Below are 17,344 nucleotides of genomic sequence, written 5' to 3'. Positions count from 1 at the left end.
CCCATGACACCAGTACCCGTTCCCCAGTCCCGTCTTCTCGCCACGGCAATTCCTGGCCCACGCTCTGTTGAATTGCATGCCGAGCGGCTGAAGCACGTCACGAGCGGATTCGGTATTACCCTGCCGGTATTCATCGACCGCGCTGACGGTGCAATCCTCCAGGACGTGGACGGCAACCGCATCATCGACTTCGCCTCGGGGATCGCGGTGACGAGCGTGGGCGCCAGCAACCCGAACGTGCAGGCGCATGTCGGGGATCAGCTGGCCAGATTCACCCACACCTGCTTCATGGTGACCGAATACGACTCGTTCACCGCTGTCTGCCGGTGGTTGAACGAGCACACTCCCGGTGAGTTCGAGAAGCGCACGGCGCTGTTCTCCACGGGAGCGGAGGCCATTGAGAATGCCATCAAAATTGCCCGGTCGGCCACCGGTCGACAGAAGGTTCTCGTTTTCGACGACGCCTATCACGGTCGGTCGCTGCTGACGATGGCGATGACAGCCAAGGAGAATCCCTACAAGCTCAACTTCGGGCCATTCCCGACCGAGGTGATTCGAGCCCCGTTCGCAGCGCCGCTGCGCTGGCCGACCGGGGCAGAGAACGCCACTGCGGAAGCGCTCGCCGCTGTGGAGCGCATTCTGGACGCCGAAGGGCCGGAGACGTTTGCCGCCATGGTGATCGAGCCGATCCAAGGTGAGGGTGGCTTCATCGTTCCGTCGCCTGGCTTCCTTCCCGGGCTACGCGAAATTGCGACCCGGCACGGCATCGTGTTCGTGCTCGATGAAATTCAGGCTGGCATGGGACGCACGGGCCTGCTCTTCGCGAGCAACCATGAACAGGTCGCGGGAGACCTCACCGTGACCGCTAAGGCCCTAGCTGGCGGCCTGCCGTTGAGCGCGGTCACCGGCCGTGTCGAACTAATGAACGCGGTGCACGCCGGCGGTCTCGGCGGCACCTACGCGGGAAACCCGCTCGCCTGCGCGGCGGCGCTTGGGGTCTTCGAGGCGTTTGAAGACGGTGCACTCGTTGCCAATGCCTGCTGGATCGAGGCCGTCGCCCGCGAAATGCTGGACCCGCTGCTCTCCGCTGCGGGCATTGTTGTTGATGTTCGCGGCCGGGGAGCGATGCTGGCCGTGGAATTCGCCGACCGGGACACCTTGGCGCCCCGTGCCGAGCTTGCCAAAGAGATCGCTGCCCGGTGTCACGCGCAAGGGCTGCTGGTGCTGGTCTGCGGAACCTATTCGAACGTGATTCGCCTGCTGCCCCCGCTCGTGATTGAGGAAGCGTTGCTACGTGACGGCCTCACGGTTCTTCGGGACGTTGTCGTACAGGTGGATGCCGCCGCGCGCGAGACCGCAACCCGGGAAGATGTCGCCGCGTGAGCACGACTGCGCCGCATGCTGTTGCCGGCGTTGACGCCAGCTTCGACCCGCACACCGGACTGCAGCGCGGGAGCGTTAAACACACGTCGCCGAGCATGGTCGACCGCGTGCTGCTGCGCGCCGTGAATGCGGCCCCCTTGCTCGCAGCGACCGCCCCGGCAGTCCGTGCCCGCTGGCTGGCTGCCGTGGCCGATGCACTGAGTGCGCACCAGCAAGAACTCGCCGTTCTCGGTGACGAGGAGACCGGGCTCGGTCTGCCGCGCCTTCGGGGTGAGATCGCGGGAGCGGGGCAGAGCCTGCTCTTCTATGCCAGTGTCGCGGTCGAGGGTAGCTACCTCGCCGCGAGTATGGACGTGGTTAGCGACACGGTCACCCTGGCGCGCTGGAATGTTCCGGTCGGACCGGTCGCCGTGTTCGGTGCGAGCAACTTTCCCTTTGGTTTCGGGGTGTTCGGTCACGACGTTGCATCCGCGCTCGCGGCTGGCTGTCCTGTCATTGTGAAGGCCCATCCCGCGCACCCACGCTTGAGTGTCAAGGTTGCCTCGATTGCCCGGGACGCACTCCGCGCAGCGGGCGCCCCTGAAGGAACGTATGACTGCGTTACTGGCTTCAACGCTGGACTGCAACTCGTCGATTCCCTCGCTGTGAAGACAATTTCGTTCACCGGAAGCCAGCGCGGCGGGATGGCCCTGCGGGACCGTGCGGCGGCGCGGGGGGTGCCTGTGTTTGCCGAGATGGGCACCATAAACCCTGCGTTCGTTACGTCCGCGGCCGCCGAGTCACCGGCCGCGGCCGAAAACATCGCTGCCGGGTTCGTTGCCTCATTCACGCTTGGGGCAGGCCAGTTCTGCACGAAACCAGGCCTTATTTTCGTCCCGGCCGGCTCCGGCATGTTCGACGCCGTAGCCCGCCTGGTGGGGGAGGTTGCGCCCGCGCCGCTGCTGACGGCGGGCATCGAAGCCGGATTCACAAGCGGGATTGCTGAGCTTTCGGCTGTCGCCGGGGTGATGGTCGCGGCCCCGTCCGACGGCGGCGACGGTTATGCCGCTGCTGCACACGTCTTCCGCGTGGCTCTGGCCGATCTCATGCCAGGGTCGCGGCTGCTCGAGGAATGCTTCGGCCCTGTAGCTCTTGTTTGTGAATACGACTATGCCGGCGAGGTAATGGATGTTCTGGCCGGTCTGCAGGGCTCCCTTGCGGCATCCGTCTTCACTGGCGGCCCCGATGACTCGGAAACAGCCACTGTGGTAGCACGAATGCTCCCGAACGTCGGACGGGTCACGCTCAACGCCTGGCCCACCGGGGTGGCCAACACGTGGTCCCAGCAACACGGCGGCCCCTGGCCTGCCACGAGCCGGCCCGAGGCCACCAGCGTGGGCGGGGGAGCCCTAGCCCGGTTCGTGCGCCCCGTCGCGCTGCAAAACCCGGACCTGCAAACCCTCCCAGTGTTCCTTGCCACAGAAAACCCGTGGAAGATTCCCTGCCGCATTGATGGTGTTCTTCTCCTTCCGGTTCCTTCCTCCTTCGCCCCCAAGGACCGCTCATGACCGACAAATCCGACCTCATCGACTTCGACTACCTGCTCACCGCTGATGAGATCGTGAAGAAGCGCTTGGCATCGCATTCGCTTAATGCGATGCAACCCCGCCCCGAGCCGATGGAGGCCACAGATGCTAGACCGTGCCCTCCCAGGCGGCCGGCGCCAGGATCCACAGGAGCTCGGTCTCGACCTCGAGGTCGGCCTGCCAATTATGGGGCTCGCGGCCGTCGAAAGTCAGCGAATCACCCGCAGCGAGGGTCAACGTGCGGTCGCTGAATTGCACCGTTATGGAACCGGCCAACACGTGCACGACGTCGACGGGCGAGTTGATCGTGTAGAGCTTTCTCCCACCGGACCCCCCGGGGCTCACGGTGGAACGAACGACCTGCAGACGACTCTCGCGCCGGGGGGTGAGCAGCCTCTCGTTGGCACCCTCACCTCCGAGGTTGATGCGCGGCGCGCCCGCGGCGGTCACAAGTTCAACATCAGACGATGCGAACAGGTCGCCGATATTGACATGGAGCACCTCACAGAGGGCAACCAGCGTCGAGACGCTCGGCGAGGTCATGTCGCGTTCGATGCGACTGATGAAGCCTTTGGTGAGGTCGGTGACCGTGGCCAACTGATCAATGGTGAGCTGCTGAGAACGCCGAGCGGCGCGCAATCTGCTGCCGATCGCCGCCCGCTGGTTCGTGGGATCGACAGGCATCGGGCGCATGATCACTCCAGTGGGACGTGGGCGGAACAGATCACCATTCTGTCAGGGTTGGCAACACCGTCTTGTGTGCAGCAGCGAGACATGCCCGCCAGGCAGCCATTCGCCAGCGCGTCAGCGAGGCGATGGGCGGGGATCAGCTATCGGTGACCCGGGTATAGAGCGACGGGCGCCGATCGGCATGCACGTCGTTGCGCGCACTGATTCCCTTGGCGCGGGCTTTGGCGAGGTTGATATCTGCCAGCAGCATCGTTTCATCGCCGAGTGTGATGCGCGTGAGGGGAAACCCATCGGCGTCGACGATGACGCTGCCACCGAGCCAGTGCTGCCCGCGTTCTAGCCCGGTGCGGTCGGCGACGGCGATGAACATGCGGTTGACTGCAGCATTGGCCTGCACCTTGACGATTTCGCTCGGACGCTCACCAGCCGGGCGCGGATACAGCGGCCAGTTGACGGGGCAGCAGAGCAGCTCGGCACCATCGAGGGCTGCTGAGCGCACCCACTCCGGAAATTCGAGGTCGTAGCAGATGGCCACACCGATGCGACCCCACGCGGTATCAACGACCGGCGGTGCGGCAGATCCGGCGGTGAACAGGTTGCCTTTTTCATGGTCCCACAGGTGAACCTTGCGGTAAACGGCACGAAGCCCGGTCTTGTCGACCAGCACCGCGGAGTTGTAGATCAGACCGTCGTCGCCGGCCTCGGCGAAACCGGCCACGATCACCAGATCGTGCTCCTGGGCCAGCAGCTCCCATTCCCGAACGGATGGCCCGGTCGCGGATTCCGCCACGGTTCGCAGTTCCGCCAGATCGGCGAACATGTAGCCCGAGTTCGCCAGCTCCGGCAGCACGATGACGCGCGCTCCAGCATTCACCGCCGCCTCGATGGCAGCCCGCACCCTGGCGCGGTTGCCGAGAGTCTCGCCCACGGTCATGGAGATTTGGCAGCAGCCCACGCGCACCGGGGAACCAGCCACTGTGGTGTCGCTAATCGGCGGCTCCTTCCAGCTCGAGTTCGCTGCGGACGCGAGCTTCGGCCTCGGCCGCGTGGTCGAGGTTTCGTGAGAATAACAGATAGAGCCCGCCGGAGACGATCAGGCCAACGACGAAGGAGATGTCAGCCCCGCCCAGCGCCGCTGAGACCGGTCCGACGTAGAACGACGTGTAGAAGAACGGGATCATGGCAACGAAACCGATGAGGTAGGCGACCATTCCCCGCCAGGCCCAGCGACCGTAGATGCCCCGCGGGTTGAAGATCTCGGCGATTGCGTACTTGCCGCGTCGCACGAGGTAGAAGTCGACCAGGTTGACGGCGGTCCACGGCACGAGGAAGTACAGCATGAGAAGCACGAAGTTGTTGAAGCTGCTCAGGTAGTCGTCGGGGATGAGCAGGGCGATCGCGAGGGTGACCAGACCGACAACGGTGAGCCCGATCACGCGCAGGCGCACGGTCGCGGAGACTTTGCGAAACCCGTCGACGGCGGTTGTTCCAGTGAGCATGGCCCCATAGGCATTGACACCCATGATCGAAATCAAGGCCACCGTTGAGACCAGCACGGCAAAGGTGCCGAACCCGGGGAAGAGCATGTCACCGACGGTCTTGATGGCGCCGATCGCGTCGGCGTCGGGAATATGGCTGCCGAGGAGGGCACCGAGCGACATGAGCCAGGATGCCGACAGCGCCGCGCCGAGGTAGGTCCAACCGATGAGTTTGGGGGCCGAAGCGTTCTGCGGGAGGTAGCGGCTGTAGTCGGAGACATAAATCGCGTAGCTGATGTTGTAACCGGCGGCCAGCGAGAACATCACCAGGAAGGACGCTCCATCCCAGCCTGCGGTGCTCGCGGTTTCGGTGACCGTCGTGGAGTCGAAGTGAACGATGGCCAGCACCGTGATGATGACGAAGACGACGACGAGCAGGCCGGTGAGCCAGCGCTGGATGAAGTGGAGCAGATCGTGGCCCACGACGGCGATCAGGATCGAGAGCGCAATCAGGAACGGATACCAGAACAGCTTGTCGCCCGGAAAGGCCAGCAGGAGGCCCTGGGTGGCCAGGATCGTGTCGAAAACCATGAAGCCGATGTAGACGAAGACGCTCGCCGCGAACGGCACGATGGCACCGCGGCTGCCGAACTGGGCGCGGGACTGGATCATCTGCGGCAGGCCGGTGCGTGGCCCCTGATTGGCATGAAAGGCCATGAAGAAGGTTCCGAAGCAGGCGCCGGTGATGACCGCAATAACGGTCCACCAGACGCTGAGCCCGATGACCGGTCCGATGAAGCCGATCACCATGGTCGGCAGCACGAAATTGCCGGTGAACCAGAACGGCCCCTGATGCCATACTTTTCCGTGCCGCTCGGACCTCGGCACGTAGTCGATCGAGCGCTGCTCGATGACAGTACCCCGCCGCTCGGAGTCAGTGCTGGGAGGCGAAGCGGGGTTCGTCATGTTGGTCGACATCATTGTCCTTATTGGTGTGCGGAGACTGCGGGAGGTAGGGCGAGTGCTACGCGGAAGGAGTCATGGCTGAGATGATCTCGTAGGCCACGTGCGAGGCAGCCACGGCCGTGATCTGCGCGTGGTCGTAGGCCGGGGCAACTTCAACCACATCGGCCCCGACCAGGTTCACGGCTCGCAGGGCACGAATCATGGCCAGCAGTTCCCGGCTGGTCATTCCGCCGGCTTCGGGGGTGCCGGTGCCGGGAGCGTGGGCGGGATCGAGCACGTCGATGTCGACGGAGAGATACACGGGGCGGTCACCGAGCCTGGCGAGCATCCGCTCGATTGCGCGGGCGAGTCCCTCGGTTTCGAACTCATGACTGGCGATGATCGCGAAGCCGAGACGTTCATCGTCGCGGAGATCGTCGCGGGAATAGAGCGGGCCGCGGATGCCCACGTGCATGCTGGCCTGCATATCGATCAGGCCTTCCTCCGAGGCACGCCGAAACGGCGTACCGTGCGTGACCGGCGCCCCGAAATATGTGTCCCAGGTGTCGAGATGGGCATCGAAGTGCAGCACGGCGACGGGGCCGTGGCGCTCGGCAACAACCCGAAGCAGGGGAAGCGCGATGGTGTGGTCACCGCCGATGACGACCAGACGTTTGCCGTCGGCCGACAGTTCGGAGGCTGCCTGCTGAATTTGGGCCACAGCCTCGGTCAGGTTGAACGGGTTCGCGGCGATGTCTCCGGCGTCAACAACCTGCTGAGTGGAGAACGGTTCCACGTCCTGCACGGGGTTGTACGGACGGAGCAGTCGGGAGGCCTCGCGCACGTGAGCCGGGCCGAAGCGGGCGCCGGGGCGGTAGCTCACCCCGCTGTCGAAGGGCACGCCCACAACGGCGATATCGGCCCGACGAACATCCTCGAGCCGCGGCAGGCGGGCGAAGGTGGCGATTCCGGCGTAGCGCGGAGTCAGGCTGGCGTCCAGGGGGCCGATTGGCTGCTCATCGTTGGACATCAGCATCCTGCTTTCGTGTGAATCGGTATTTAGTTTTACTAATATGCAACAAAACTTGCCTTTTGTCCAACTATGGGGCGAGTGGTGGCCCACTCGGCCTGCACCGCAATTCGGGCGTGCAGCGCATCGAACTCGCGCATATTTCGTCACAAATGCGTAACGACTTGCCAATTTGAGTGTTATACACCGGGAACCATTCAAATATTCGCAAATAAATTGCTCAATTATGGAGAATTAGTCGCGCTTGCGGATTTGAATTGCTACGTTGGGGGCTATCGATTCCAGGAGCGTGCGGTGCAGCCAGTGGCTGTGTTGGTCTCTGGGGGTTCACAACGGAGTGAAGAAAGAAGGATGACCATGCGAAATCCGAAATTTAAGCGCCAGCTGGGCGCTCTCGCGTTGGGTGGAGTAGTGACTCTGCTCATCGCCGGCTGCGCGGGGGGCGGTGCGGCTGCACCAGTGGTCGAGCGAGACCTCGGCACGCCAGTGGCGGGCGTTGTTCCCGAAGGAGTCTTTGACGGTGTGACGTTGACCTATGCGGCTTCCGGTGGAATTTTTCAGGATGGTCAACGAGACGCTGCGTGGGATCCGTTTGCGAAGATCTCGGGCGCGACTTTCCTGCAGGACGCATTCGACGCCGGCAAGCTCAAGGCAATGGTCGACAGCGGCAACGTGACCTGGGATGTCACCAACGCGACGCAGTTCGACACGGCTCGCGGCTGCGGAACGCTGTACGAGGAGTACGACTACTCGCAGGTGGATATTTCCAAGGTTCCCGAGGGAACGATCACGGACAAGTGCATGGTGCCCAATATTCTCTACGGTCTCGTTGTGGCGTACAACACTGATGCGTTCGGTGACAATCCACCAACGAGCGCCGCTGACTTCTTCGACACCGAGAAGTTTCCGGGCAAGCGCACGGTCAGCCAGTCTCCATACGTCGATCCTCAGACGGTGGAGTTCGCCCTGGCCGCCGACGGAAAAGACATCAATGATGTGAAAGTTTCCGACATCGAGACCGCCTTCGACAAGTACCGTGCCTTGGGCGACGACGTGATCGGCTGGACCTCCGGTGCTCAAGCACAGCAGCAGCTCGAATCCGGCGAAGCCGTCATGGGGCTGGTTTGGTCAGGTCGCGGATACGGTGCGGCTGCGGCTGGTGCCCCGATCGCACCCATGTGGGACGAGTGGATGATCATGGTCGATTCGACTGCGATTCCCAAGGGCGTGAAGGACCCGCAGGCGGCGTTCGCCGCGGTCAATTTCTACCTCGGCGCAGACCAGCAGTCACGCATGACGGAGCTGACCTCGTACGGGCCGGTCAACGTCGACGCGACGCCCAAGGTTGACGCGTTGTTGAACACGTGGCTCACCACGGAACACCTCAAGTCCGGTCACGCTCCGAACATCGATTTCTGGGTGGAGAACTACGATGCTCTGTCGGCGGCATGGGCCGGCTGGGTCACCGGTAGCTAACCCGCATGGTTCATGCAACGTCCACTCACAATCGGGGCAAGCGCTCTGGTGATGGCGGTGACCCGGCGAGACTGGCTCGAGAGCCAAAGAACTGGCGCCCGTTTCTCCTTCTGATCCCCGCCTTCGTGATCGTCTCGTTCTTCTTTCTCGCGCCGCTCGTTGATGTCTTCATCCGAAGCATCAGCGATCCGGTGTTGGGAATCCAGAACTACGTCTGGCTGTTCACCACGCCCACCAACATGGTGGTTGCCCTGCGTACATTCGGAACATCCTTCCTCGTGACGATCGTCTGCTTGCTTATCGCGTACCCGTACGCATATTTGATGACGATCGTGAGTGATCGCACTCGCAACATGTTGCAGTTGTTCATCATGCTGCCGCTATGGACGAGTATTCTGGTGCGCACCCTCGCCTGGTTGGTGCTGCTGCAGGACACCGGCCCGATCAACGGTCTTCTCCAGTCGTTGTTCGGCATCGGCCCGCTGCCCTTGATCCGCAGCACCTTTGGCGTGGCGCTCGGGATGTCCCAGGTGCTGCTCCCGTTCATGGTCTTGCCGATCTACTCGGCGCTGGCCAAGATTGACAAGCGGTTACTGCCCGCTGCGGCCAATCTAGGGGCGCGACCGGTGACGGCATTCTTCACGGTTTATCTGCCGCTGTCTCGACCAGGGATATTTGCAGGTTCCGTGACGGTCTTCATCCTGGGACTCGGCTTCTACATCATTCCCGCGCTGCTGGGCTCGTCAAAGGAAATCATGATGTCTGCCCTGATGTACCAGCAGATCAGCGGGTTCCTCATGTGGGGCCAGGGCACGGCGCTCGGGATCTTCATGCTGACCGCGACAATTGTGGTGCTTGTACTCGTCGGCCGTTTGGCCAAGGGTACGAGCCTGTTTGCGGGGAGGGTGAAATGACGCTGAAACGTGCACTGGGCGCACTGGCCGCCCTCATCATTCTGTGGTTGCTGCTGCCAACTCTGGTCATCATTCCCATGTCGTTCAACTCCGCGGCGTCGTTCAACTTTCCGCCGCAGGGATTTTCCCTGCAGTGGTACGAGAACTTCTTCACCGACCCGGCCTGGTTGCGCGCCTTGGGCTCATCGCTGCAGGTGGCGCTGGTCACGATGGTGGTCGCGACCTCAGTGGGGATCATGGCGGCGATCGGACTGTCCAAAGTCAGATTCCGCGGAAAGGCCCTGCTGGAGAGCTACTTCCTGACACCCTTGATCGTCCCGGGCATTGTTATCGCTATCGGGCTCTACTCGCTCTTCCTGCGATTCAATCTGCTCGGTACATTGCCCGGATTCGTGCTGGCGCACACGGTCGTGGCACTGCCGCTCGTGATCATCAACGTGACCGCCTCGTTGCAAGGCGTGGACCCGCGATTGGAGCAGGCCTCGGCGACTCTGGGCGCCGGACGGCTGCGCACCTTCTTCAGCATCACGCTCCCGCTGATAATGCCCGGAGTGACCGCGGGAGCACTGTTCGCTTTCGTCACGTCCTTTGACGAAATCATTCTGTCGCTCTTTATTCAGAGTCCGCAGTTGCAGACGCTGCCGGTGAAGATCTACAACAGCGTCACACAGGCGAGTGATCCCACGGTCGCAGCTGTCGCCGTGATAGCGATGTTCACATCTGTGCTGGTCATGCTCACCGCACAATTTGCTACCCGCAAGAGAAAGCGAGTTTCGGCATGAAACCGGAAACAACTACGTCCACACTGGATCACAACGAACGAGAACTCCGGCAATTGCACCTCAACACCGAAGTCATCAGTGTGATCAACGATGCGGGGATCAGCCTGCGCGATGTAACGAAGCGCTATGGCAAGAAGGCCGTCGTCGATGCGATCAATCTCGTGATCGAACCGGGCGAATTCATGACCTTTCTGGGCCCGTCCGGATCGGGCAAGACGACGACACTCAACATGATCGCCGGGTTCGTTACCGCCACGGAGGGGCTGCTCCATATCTATGGCAAACCCGTCGCCAAGCTGCCGGCACATAAACGAGACATCGGAATGGTGTTTCAAAACTACGCATTGTTTCCGCACAAGACCGTTGCCGAGAACATCGCCTATCCGTTGGAGCGACGCAAGATCGGAAAGGCCGAACAAAAAACGATGATCGCGGGCGCGCTCGATATGGTGCGCATGGGAGAGTTCGGTGATCGTTACCCCGCCGACCTGTCGGGCGGTCAGCAGCAGCGTGTGGCGCTCGCTCGCGCGCTCGTCTACAAGCCCCGTGTTTTGCTCATGGACGAGCCGCTCGGCGCACTCGATAAGAAATTGCGCGAATGGCTTCAGAAGGAGATAAAACGAATCCACCGAGAGGTTGGATCAACCTTCGTGTATGTGACACACGACCAGGAGGAGGCGTTGTCGCTTTCTGACCGGATCGCGGTGTTCAACAACGGTCGGATCGAGCAGGTCGGCAGTCCGGCCGAACTCTACCAAAAACCGGAAACACTGTTTGTGGGCCGGTTTCTCGGTGAATCCACGGTGTTGTCCGGCTCGATGGTCGGCACGGTCGATGGAATATCGACACTGGATATTTCCGGACATGCAATCCGCGTTCCCGGCCAGAAGAAGTCGAGTTCTCTGGCAATTCTCATTCGCCCGGAGAACATCACCCTGTACGAAGAGGGCACCGAGCCGGGGTCGTCAGACATGAATACGCTGCCGGTCACCGTTCTGGACGCCAATTATCTCGGTTCGGCCTGGCGCTGTGAGGTGGAATTGCCCGACGGCAGCGTCGGAACCGTTCGCGAAGCACACTCCGCCGCGGTGCGTGAGCCGGGCACTCGTGCCCTGATGCGGTGGAATATCGATGCGGGTGTGCTCCTCGAGGACACCGGCGACGAGGGAGTGTCGCTCACCTAGCCCTTCACCGAGCGCGCGACGCGCGGGTGAACGAGGTGGAAGCGGCCGGGCCCCGATTGGGCGCCCGGCCGCTTCAGCCTGCCAGAGCGGCCGATACCAGTCGGGCCTCGCGCAAGCCGCTCTCGATGGCGCCGTCGATGAACCCGCCCCAGAGATCGGCAGTGTCGCAACCCGCGAAGTGGAGCACACCATCCGCCAGCTGCAATTGCGGGAGGTCGCGAGTGAGCTGTCCCGGGCGGTGGGTCATCCACGTATTCTGCGACAGGGGATCCTTCATCCAATCATGGGCAGCAACACCGAGTACTTCAAGGTCGTCGCGCCACACGCTCAGGGCGGCCTGAACCTGTTCGATACTGGTCACATCGATAGCCGCGTGATCCGGGCCGAAGCCGACCAGAATCGAATGATCCTCCTCGATGAATTCGCTCTTGAGGACCGAGATCGGGTGATGCTGAGACGCGTAGGCGAAAAACCGCGGCAAGCGACCACGCACCTTGATCCAGACCTTGATTCCCTGCGAGGCCACCCGCTCACGGTTGGCTTGCCGCCAAACACCGGGGAGTGCCGGTGTCACCGCAATGGTGTCGACTGCGTTGACGGGCAGGGTCATGACCACGCGCCGTGCCCGAATTTCACCGCCATCGGAAAGAGTGACGGTGGCACCATTCTTATGGTGGTCGATGGCGGTGACCGTCGAATTCAGGCGGATGTCGCCGCTCACGTCGGCCGCAATGGCCGCGCTGAACGCGGACATGCCTCCCGCCACGCGATAGGTCGCCGAGGCTTCGTGCATCAGCGGCCAGTGGCCGCCGGTCGCACTCGCCCAGCGCAGGGCACTGGAGAGCCCAACCGACTTCAGCGGTGCGTTCACGTGCCCGACCCACACGGATTCGTTTGCCGAGCGGGCCTCATCGTCTAGGTTCAAGTCGTCTATTCGCTGCTGCAGTGACTGGCCGTCGAGCTCAGTGATCGAGCCGACCGTTGGATCGATCGCGCGCGGAATCGCGGTGAGGGCATCCTCAACTATTCGTCGTTGACCGTCGTCGATAAGTGACAGAAAATCGTCGAGCGTGCCCTTTCTGGGCGCGTCCCCGGCACCGAGCCAGTACGCTTCCTCAGCGACCGGGCTGCGAACGATGCGCCGGCCGTATCGGGCTATTTCTGCCCACACGTGGGGTTGTATCCAGTGCACCCACGTTCCACCGAGTTCGAGGTCGTGTCCGAGGACATGGTCGGTCCAGGTGCGACCCCCCACCCGGTCTCGCGCTTCGAGCACGATCACTGCGTGACCCGAGCGGCCAAGCTCTCGAGCGGCCACCAGCCCGGCGAATCCGGCGCCGATGACGATAACGTCTGTTGTTTCCACGCTGCCGCCCCTCACAGGTCCCGTTGTCGGGCCAGGTCCACGATGGCGTGGGCTGCCCGGTAGCCCGACACGACAGCACCGTTCAGGGACTGCTGGAGCCCGGTATGCTCACCGGCAATTGCGACCAACCCCGCAGCGGAGTCGAAGGCAGACGCGTCCTCCGGCCTCCAATCGAGGGCCGGTGCGGAGTAGGACCCCCTGGTCCACTCGTCGTTGGTCCAGTCAGTGAGCATGACGTCTCCGTCGATGACCAGTTCCGGACGCATCCTCTTGAGCTCGGTAATCCAACGTTCGGGCCCGTTTGCCGTATCGAGTGCAGCCAGGGCGGCGGATCCTCCCGCGAAGCAGGAGAGCGCCGGAACGCGATTCTCCCCGTCGACCGACATTGAACGCCACGACCACCAGGTCTGGTCAGCATTCTGAAGTGCCACGTCGCCATCGACAGCCGACAGGGGGACGCCCAGCTTCGCCGCCGTGCCCATCGAACGATGGTCAAGAGCAGATTGCTGTGCAACAGGAAGTGTGAACCCGAGAGTGATCTCGCGCAGAATCGGGAGCGGTACGGCGAGTACAGCCGCGCGGGCATCGACCGTGGTGCCATCGCGAAGGGTCGCCTGCACGCCGGAGGCAGACTGATCGATGGCGGCGATCGGGGACTCCAGCCTGATGGCCGCGCCCAGTAATCGGGCCACTTCAACGGCGAGTGACTGGTTGCCCCTCAGGAATCTTCCCCCGTCCTCGACGTAGCCTCCGGAGGCGGAAGACTCGTGCATCAGCGCAGCTTCTGCGCTGATGCACTGAGGGTCTCCGGCCAGCGACGTTGCAATTCGCCGATATGCCGGGTGGCGCTGAAAATCCACTCCCAAGGTCGCCTGGAACACGGTGTCGACTGAGATTCGGTCCATACCGGATGCGAGCATCGCCGTGAGCGTGGCGTTCAGCCGTTCCCCCACGGCATTGAGCTCAGCGACGGTCAAGTGTGCGCCGTCGACCGTTCGTCGGGCGTAGCGCACGTTGTGCGTGAGGATGGGCACCTCGACCTCCGCCGCTAGACGTCGAATGGCGAACTCAGTCGGAAAGACGTACTCGCCGCCGCGCTCGGTGAGCTGACCGTTGCTGAGCGTCTGGGACCACGTGCGCCCACCGACCCTATTGCGGGCCTCAAGAACCACTGGATCATGACCTTGCTGGCGCAGTTTCCATGCGGCGGTGAGGCCCGCGAGCCCAGCGCCAATTACTATAACCTTCACGATTCCCCATCAGTTTGTGGCACGAGGCCCAGCTTCTGCGCTGAGTGACGTTCAACTTCATCGTTGATACTGTTTGCACCTTTACGGCGTCAATAATGAAAAAGAGTATCTGAAACCGGTTGAAGTGTGTGCATATTCCCAAGAATCCCCGATCTGATCGCGAAATTGTGCGTCGGTGTGGCAGTATTCGAGAGACCCGACAGGGAGATGAGGTGACAGTGTCGAACAGTGACGGACCTTCCGTTGAAGAGGATCGTGTCGTCGACTGCCTACGACGAGACGGTCGTGCATCGTACTCATCCATTGCGGAAGAACTCGGTCTCACCAGAAATCGTGTTTCTGAAATCGCGAAATCGGTGGTTGATCGCGGTCAACTGCGATTCACAGCGAGCGCCAATCCACGCATGTTCGGTTTTCGGCTCGAGGGTCATCTGCACGTTGCACTCCGCGGAGACGCGTCATCGCTCTATGAAGAGATGATCGCCTCATCCTTGACAACGTACGTCTCCACGACGACCGGAGACGCCGGGCTGTGCATTCAGGTGCGCTGTCGCGTCGACACGGAACTCGTCGAGCTGCTGGCCGGAATCCGCGAACACCCGGAGGTGCTGTCCATCCAGGTGCACCATTATCAAGCCATCACCCACAACGTTTATGCGCCCACCCTGCAGACGGAAGACGAATACGCTCTTGATGAGACGGACATTCAGTTGGTCGAGACGCTTGAACGCGACGGCCGCGCTCCGGTGAGGGTGCTCGCTGAGGCCCTCGGTCTTCCCGAAAGCTCCGTGCGCCACCGGATGACACGGCTCATCGAGGGGGAGATCATCCGTGTCGTCGCTGTTCCGCGGCGCGAGTTCGGGCGCGCGCACACGCTGGCTCTCGGACTGGGAATCCGGCACTCCGGCGGTTCCCGCACGGGTCTGGACGCCCTGCGCCGACTCGGCGTGGAGTTCATGGCCTCAACGACCGGCGATTTCGGCATCATCGCCACGGCGGTGTTCAGCACGGTGCGAGAGGCGAACGATTTCGTGGAGGTGCTTCGTCGTGAGCCCTGGGTTACTTCCCTCTCAACATGGCTCCATCTGCAGATTCTTAAAGAGGACTACAGCGTGGCTGCCTACCGCCACGCTCGACAACGTATCGACACTCTCGAGCGCAGTTCCGACGACGCTGTCACGGGCACGGCCTAGGGGGCTGGCAGCAAAGGGGTCTCGGACGTCACTCCGGCATGAGGTCACGATGGGGGCGGGGAGCTAGTCGAGGTTGGATGTGTCCAGCGGCGTCGAGTCGAGCCGTGGGGTCAAAGATCCTGTCCTCATGCGAGCCTTCGTCGATGCGGTTCGAGCCGCTTGATCGCCGACCGAGACAGATAAAGACAGAGTGAATGCGCAAAGCATCCTGACCCGCGATAAGACAGGACCGGCTATGTGACCTGCCGCGTCAGCTGCCGCCACCCGGGTCGGGGCCGGGCCAGTATTCTTACGAAGACGCTGCGGCACTGTGCCATCGCGGGAACGGATAACGATGACGACGGGTGGCTCCCGGCCGGGAGAAACTCGGCCGAAACGGCGGCTCCGACTGGCCTGGATCGTTCCCGCCGGTCTCATCGTCGTGGCCCTGATCGTGCTGGCGGCGAACGGGGTGCGCGCCCTGCCGGCGGTCGAGTCCTTCCTGCGCAACTACCCCGGCGTCTCCACCCACGCGGCAGCCACGCCGGTAGGAGTTCCGGCCTGGCTGGCCTGGCAACACGGGCTCAACGCCTTCTTCATTTTGTTCGTCATTCGCACCGGATGGCAGGTGCGCACGACCAAACGCCCGTCCATCTTCTGGACGCGCACGAACACCGGGCTGCTCCGCACCAGAAATCCGCCGATTCGGATCACCCTCGACCTCTGGCAGCACATCGTCTTCGACACCCTGTGGGTGATCAACGGCATCCTCTTCTACGTTTTGTTGTTCGTGACCGGTCAATGGCTGCGCGTCGTGCCCACGAACTGGGACATTTTCCCCAACGCGATATCGGCCGGGCTGCAGTATGCCTCGCTCGACTGGCCGACTGACTCCGGCTGGGTGCACTACAACGCCCTGCAACTGCTCAGCTACTTCGTCGTGGTCTTCATCGCGGCACCGATCGCACTGGTGACCGGCCTGCGCATGTCACCGGGCCTGTCTGCGCGGTTTCGCAGGCTCGACCACGTCTTTCCCCTGCCCGTGGCTCGCAAGCTGCACTTCGCGGTGTTGATCTTCTTCGTGGCATTCATCGTCGTGCACGTGACCCTCGTGCTCAGCACCGGCGCTCGCGCCAACCTCAACCACATGTATGCGGCGCGCAACGACACGGGCTGGCTCGGCGTCTGGATCTTCGTCAGCGCACTGCTGGTCACGGCCGCAATCTGGGTCGGCGCGCGTCCCGCCGTCGTGCGTGCGATCGCGGCGCGAAGCGGCCGCATCATTCACCGCAAGCGCTAAACCGGTTCCACTCTCGACGCGAGTACGTCTCGGCTGAGCATGGCTGCGCCAGCCACAGCCGCCGGCATGACGATGACGGCCGCGCCCGGAATCAGGAACAACAGGTAGGTGAGCACGCCGAAACCTAGGCTGCGCGGGCGGCGCGCGCGCAGCATCCGCTTGCGTTGGGTGAGCGTGAAGCCGCGGGCGTCGAAAGCGAAGCCGGTGAGTTCGAGAGTGAGAATCCAGCCGCCGAACAGCGCGCCGAGGACGAGGGCGAGCAGCTGGCCGAGGCCGGGTATCAGGCCGCAGACCAGAAGCAGCAGAGCGACCCCGACGGCCAGGCCAACCAGGCGCAGGGCGTCGGCCACCGCGCGCAGAATGCTGCGCAGCAGGCCGCGTGCGGGTTCGACGGGCGCGTCGCCGAGGCTGGTCTCGACCTCGCGCCAGATTCGCGCATAGAAGGGGTCGCCGACAGTGAGCGTTACCGCCACGAAGGTATATGCCAAGAGGAGAATACCGGCAGCCGCGACGGTCGCACCGGCCACGACCCGCATGCCGGTGCGCCAGGGCTCCCCCCAGCCGCTCGCGAACGGACTGATCGCCACGGCGATGGCCTGGAGATTGACGAGGAGCAGCACGATGCCGGCGAGGTAGACGATGCCGACGATAAAGGCCGGCAGGGCGCCGAGCAGCATGAGGCGCGGTGAGGTTCCCCACATTCTGAGGCCGCGGCCGAGAAAACCGGCCCCGACGAAGAACTCGCGGGTGGCGGTGGGACGGGTTGAAGGCGGCACCCCCACACCCTAACCCGCCGGTGTCGGGTCCCC

The 17,344-nt window shown here is 62.9% G+C and carries 16 protein-coding genes and 1 pseudogene; 10 read left to right on the top strand and 7 right to left on the bottom strand.

Annotation, left to right across the window (positions count from 1 at the left end; genetic code table 11):
* Positions 1–3 precede the first annotated feature (3 nt).
* Together CXY78_RS14400 and CXY78_RS14395 are read left to right on the top strand one after the other, a co-directional pair.
* A complete protein-coding gene (locus CXY78_RS14400; RefSeq protein ID WP_104089937.1) occupies positions 4–1,383 on the top strand; it encodes an aminotransferase class III-fold pyridoxal phosphate-dependent enzyme in 1,380 nt (459 codons plus the stop codon).
* Positions 1,380–2,930 carry an aldehyde dehydrogenase family protein gene (locus CXY78_RS14395; protein ID WP_104089935.1) on the top strand — a complete coding sequence of 517 codons (1,551 nt, stop codon included), beginning with the start codon at positions 1,380–1,382 and terminating at the stop codon, positions 2,928–2,930. Before CXY78_RS14400 ends, CXY78_RS14395 begins: the two co-directional genes overlap by 4 nt.
* A 126-nt stretch (positions 2,931–3,056) precedes the next feature.
* On the opposite strand, the gene CXY78_RS14390 is transcribed toward CXY78_RS14395, so the two are convergent.
* The 4 genes from CXY78_RS14390 to speB form a co-directional block, all read right to left on the bottom strand.
* Positions 3,057–3,641, bottom strand: a complete 585-nt coding sequence (locus tag CXY78_RS14390; RefSeq protein WP_104090185.1) for a helix-turn-helix domain-containing protein — start codon at positions 3,639–3,641, stop codon at positions 3,057–3,059.
* Positions 3,642–3,774: 133 nt separating this feature from the next.
* Positions 3,775–4,614 (bottom strand): nitrilase-related carbon-nitrogen hydrolase, encoded by an 840-nt coding sequence (locus tag CXY78_RS14385; protein WP_199181873.1) that lies wholly within the window; start codon positions 4,612–4,614, stop codon positions 3,775–3,777.
* Between the two features lie 10 nt (positions 4,615–4,624).
* Positions 4,625–6,082 carry a cytosine permease gene (locus CXY78_RS14380; protein ID WP_199181874.1) on the bottom strand — a complete coding sequence of 486 codons (1,458 nt, stop codon included), beginning with the start codon at positions 6,080–6,082 and terminating at the stop codon, positions 4,625–4,627.
* A gap of 58 nt (positions 6,083–6,140) precedes the next feature.
* Positions 6,141–7,091 (bottom strand): agmatinase, encoded by a 951-nt coding sequence (gene speB, locus CXY78_RS14375; protein ID WP_092338783.1) that lies wholly within the window; start codon positions 7,089–7,091, stop codon positions 6,141–6,143.
* 357 nt (positions 7,092–7,448) lie between these two features.
* On the opposite strand from speB, the gene CXY78_RS14370 reads away from it, so the two are divergent.
* The 4 genes from CXY78_RS14370 to CXY78_RS14355 all read left to right on the top strand — a co-directional run bounded on the left by CXY78_RS14370 (position 7,449) and on the right by CXY78_RS14355 (position 11,447).
* Entirely contained in the window at positions 7,449–8,567 is a 1,119-nt protein-coding gene (locus tag CXY78_RS14370; protein WP_092338785.1) for an extracellular solute-binding protein, read from the top strand.
* A gap of 125 nt (positions 8,568–8,692) precedes the next feature.
* Positions 8,693–9,481, top strand: coding sequence for an ABC transporter permease (locus CXY78_RS14365; RefSeq protein ID WP_233197209.1), 789 nt, complete (start codon positions 8,693–8,695; stop codon positions 9,479–9,481).
* Positions 9,478–10,263 carry an ABC transporter permease gene (locus CXY78_RS14360; RefSeq protein WP_092338466.1) on the top strand — a complete coding sequence of 262 codons (786 nt, stop codon included), beginning with the start codon at positions 9,478–9,480 and terminating at the stop codon, positions 10,261–10,263. Before CXY78_RS14365 ends, CXY78_RS14360 begins: the two co-directional genes overlap by 4 nt.
* Positions 10,260–11,447 carry an ABC transporter ATP-binding protein gene (locus tag CXY78_RS14355; protein ID WP_092338468.1) on the top strand — a complete coding sequence of 396 codons (1,188 nt, stop codon included), beginning with the start codon at positions 10,260–10,262 and terminating at the stop codon, positions 11,445–11,447. The genes CXY78_RS14360 and CXY78_RS14355 overlap by 4 nt, the downstream gene beginning before the upstream one ends.
* 73 nt (positions 11,448–11,520) lie before the next feature.
* On the opposite strand, the gene CXY78_RS14350 is transcribed toward CXY78_RS14355, so the two are convergent.
* Both CXY78_RS14350 and CXY78_RS14345 read right to left on the bottom strand, forming a co-directional pair.
* Positions 11,521–12,813: an NAD(P)/FAD-dependent oxidoreductase gene (locus CXY78_RS14350; RefSeq protein ID WP_092338470.1), complete on the bottom strand. Its 1,293-nt coding sequence runs from the start codon at positions 12,811–12,813 to the stop codon at positions 11,521–11,523.
* Positions 12,814–12,824: 11 nt separating this feature from the next.
* Positions 12,825–14,063 carry an NAD(P)/FAD-dependent oxidoreductase gene (locus tag CXY78_RS14345; RefSeq protein ID WP_104089931.1) on the bottom strand — a complete coding sequence of 413 codons (1,239 nt, stop codon included), beginning with the start codon at positions 14,061–14,063 and terminating at the stop codon, positions 12,825–12,827.
* 128 nt (positions 14,064–14,191) lie between these two features.
* Between CXY78_RS14345 and CXY78_RS22160 the strand changes: the two are divergent.
* The 4 genes and pseudogenes from CXY78_RS22160 to CXY78_RS14330 all read left to right on the top strand — a co-directional run.
* Positions 14,192–14,422: pseudogene (locus CXY78_RS22160) on the top strand (AsnC family protein); the annotation flags it as partial.
* A 45-nt stretch (positions 14,423–14,467) separates the two neighbouring features.
* Positions 14,468–15,256: an Lrp/AsnC family transcriptional regulator gene (locus CXY78_RS14340; RefSeq protein ID WP_092338474.1), complete on the top strand. Its 789-nt coding sequence runs from the start codon at positions 14,468–14,470 to the stop codon at positions 15,254–15,256.
* Positions 15,257–15,335: 79 nt separating this feature from the next.
* Positions 15,336–15,419, top strand: coding sequence for a hypothetical protein (locus tag CXY78_RS14335; protein WP_233197219.1), 84 nt, complete (start codon positions 15,336–15,338; stop codon positions 15,417–15,419).
* A 171-nt stretch (positions 15,420–15,590) separates the two neighbouring features.
* Positions 15,591–16,535, top strand: a complete 945-nt coding sequence (locus CXY78_RS14330; protein WP_092338476.1) for a cytochrome b/b6 domain-containing protein — start codon at positions 15,591–15,593, stop codon at positions 16,533–16,535.
* Here CXY78_RS14330 and CXY78_RS14325 read toward each other — a convergent pair.
* Positions 16,532–17,311 carry an EI24 domain-containing protein gene (locus CXY78_RS14325; RefSeq protein WP_092338478.1) on the bottom strand — a complete coding sequence of 260 codons (780 nt, stop codon included), beginning with the start codon at positions 17,309–17,311 and terminating at the stop codon, positions 16,532–16,534. The genes CXY78_RS14330 and CXY78_RS14325 overlap by 4 nt on opposite strands.
* Positions 17,312–17,344: the final 33 nt, after the last annotated feature.

Origin of the sequence: Cryobacterium sp. N19, from assembly GCF_002929595.1 — a bacterium.
Taxonomy (GTDB): Bacteria; Actinomycetota; Actinomycetes; order Actinomycetales; family Microbacteriaceae; genus Cryobacterium; species Cryobacterium flavum.
This window is presented reverse-complemented; position numbering and strand designations above follow the sequence as displayed.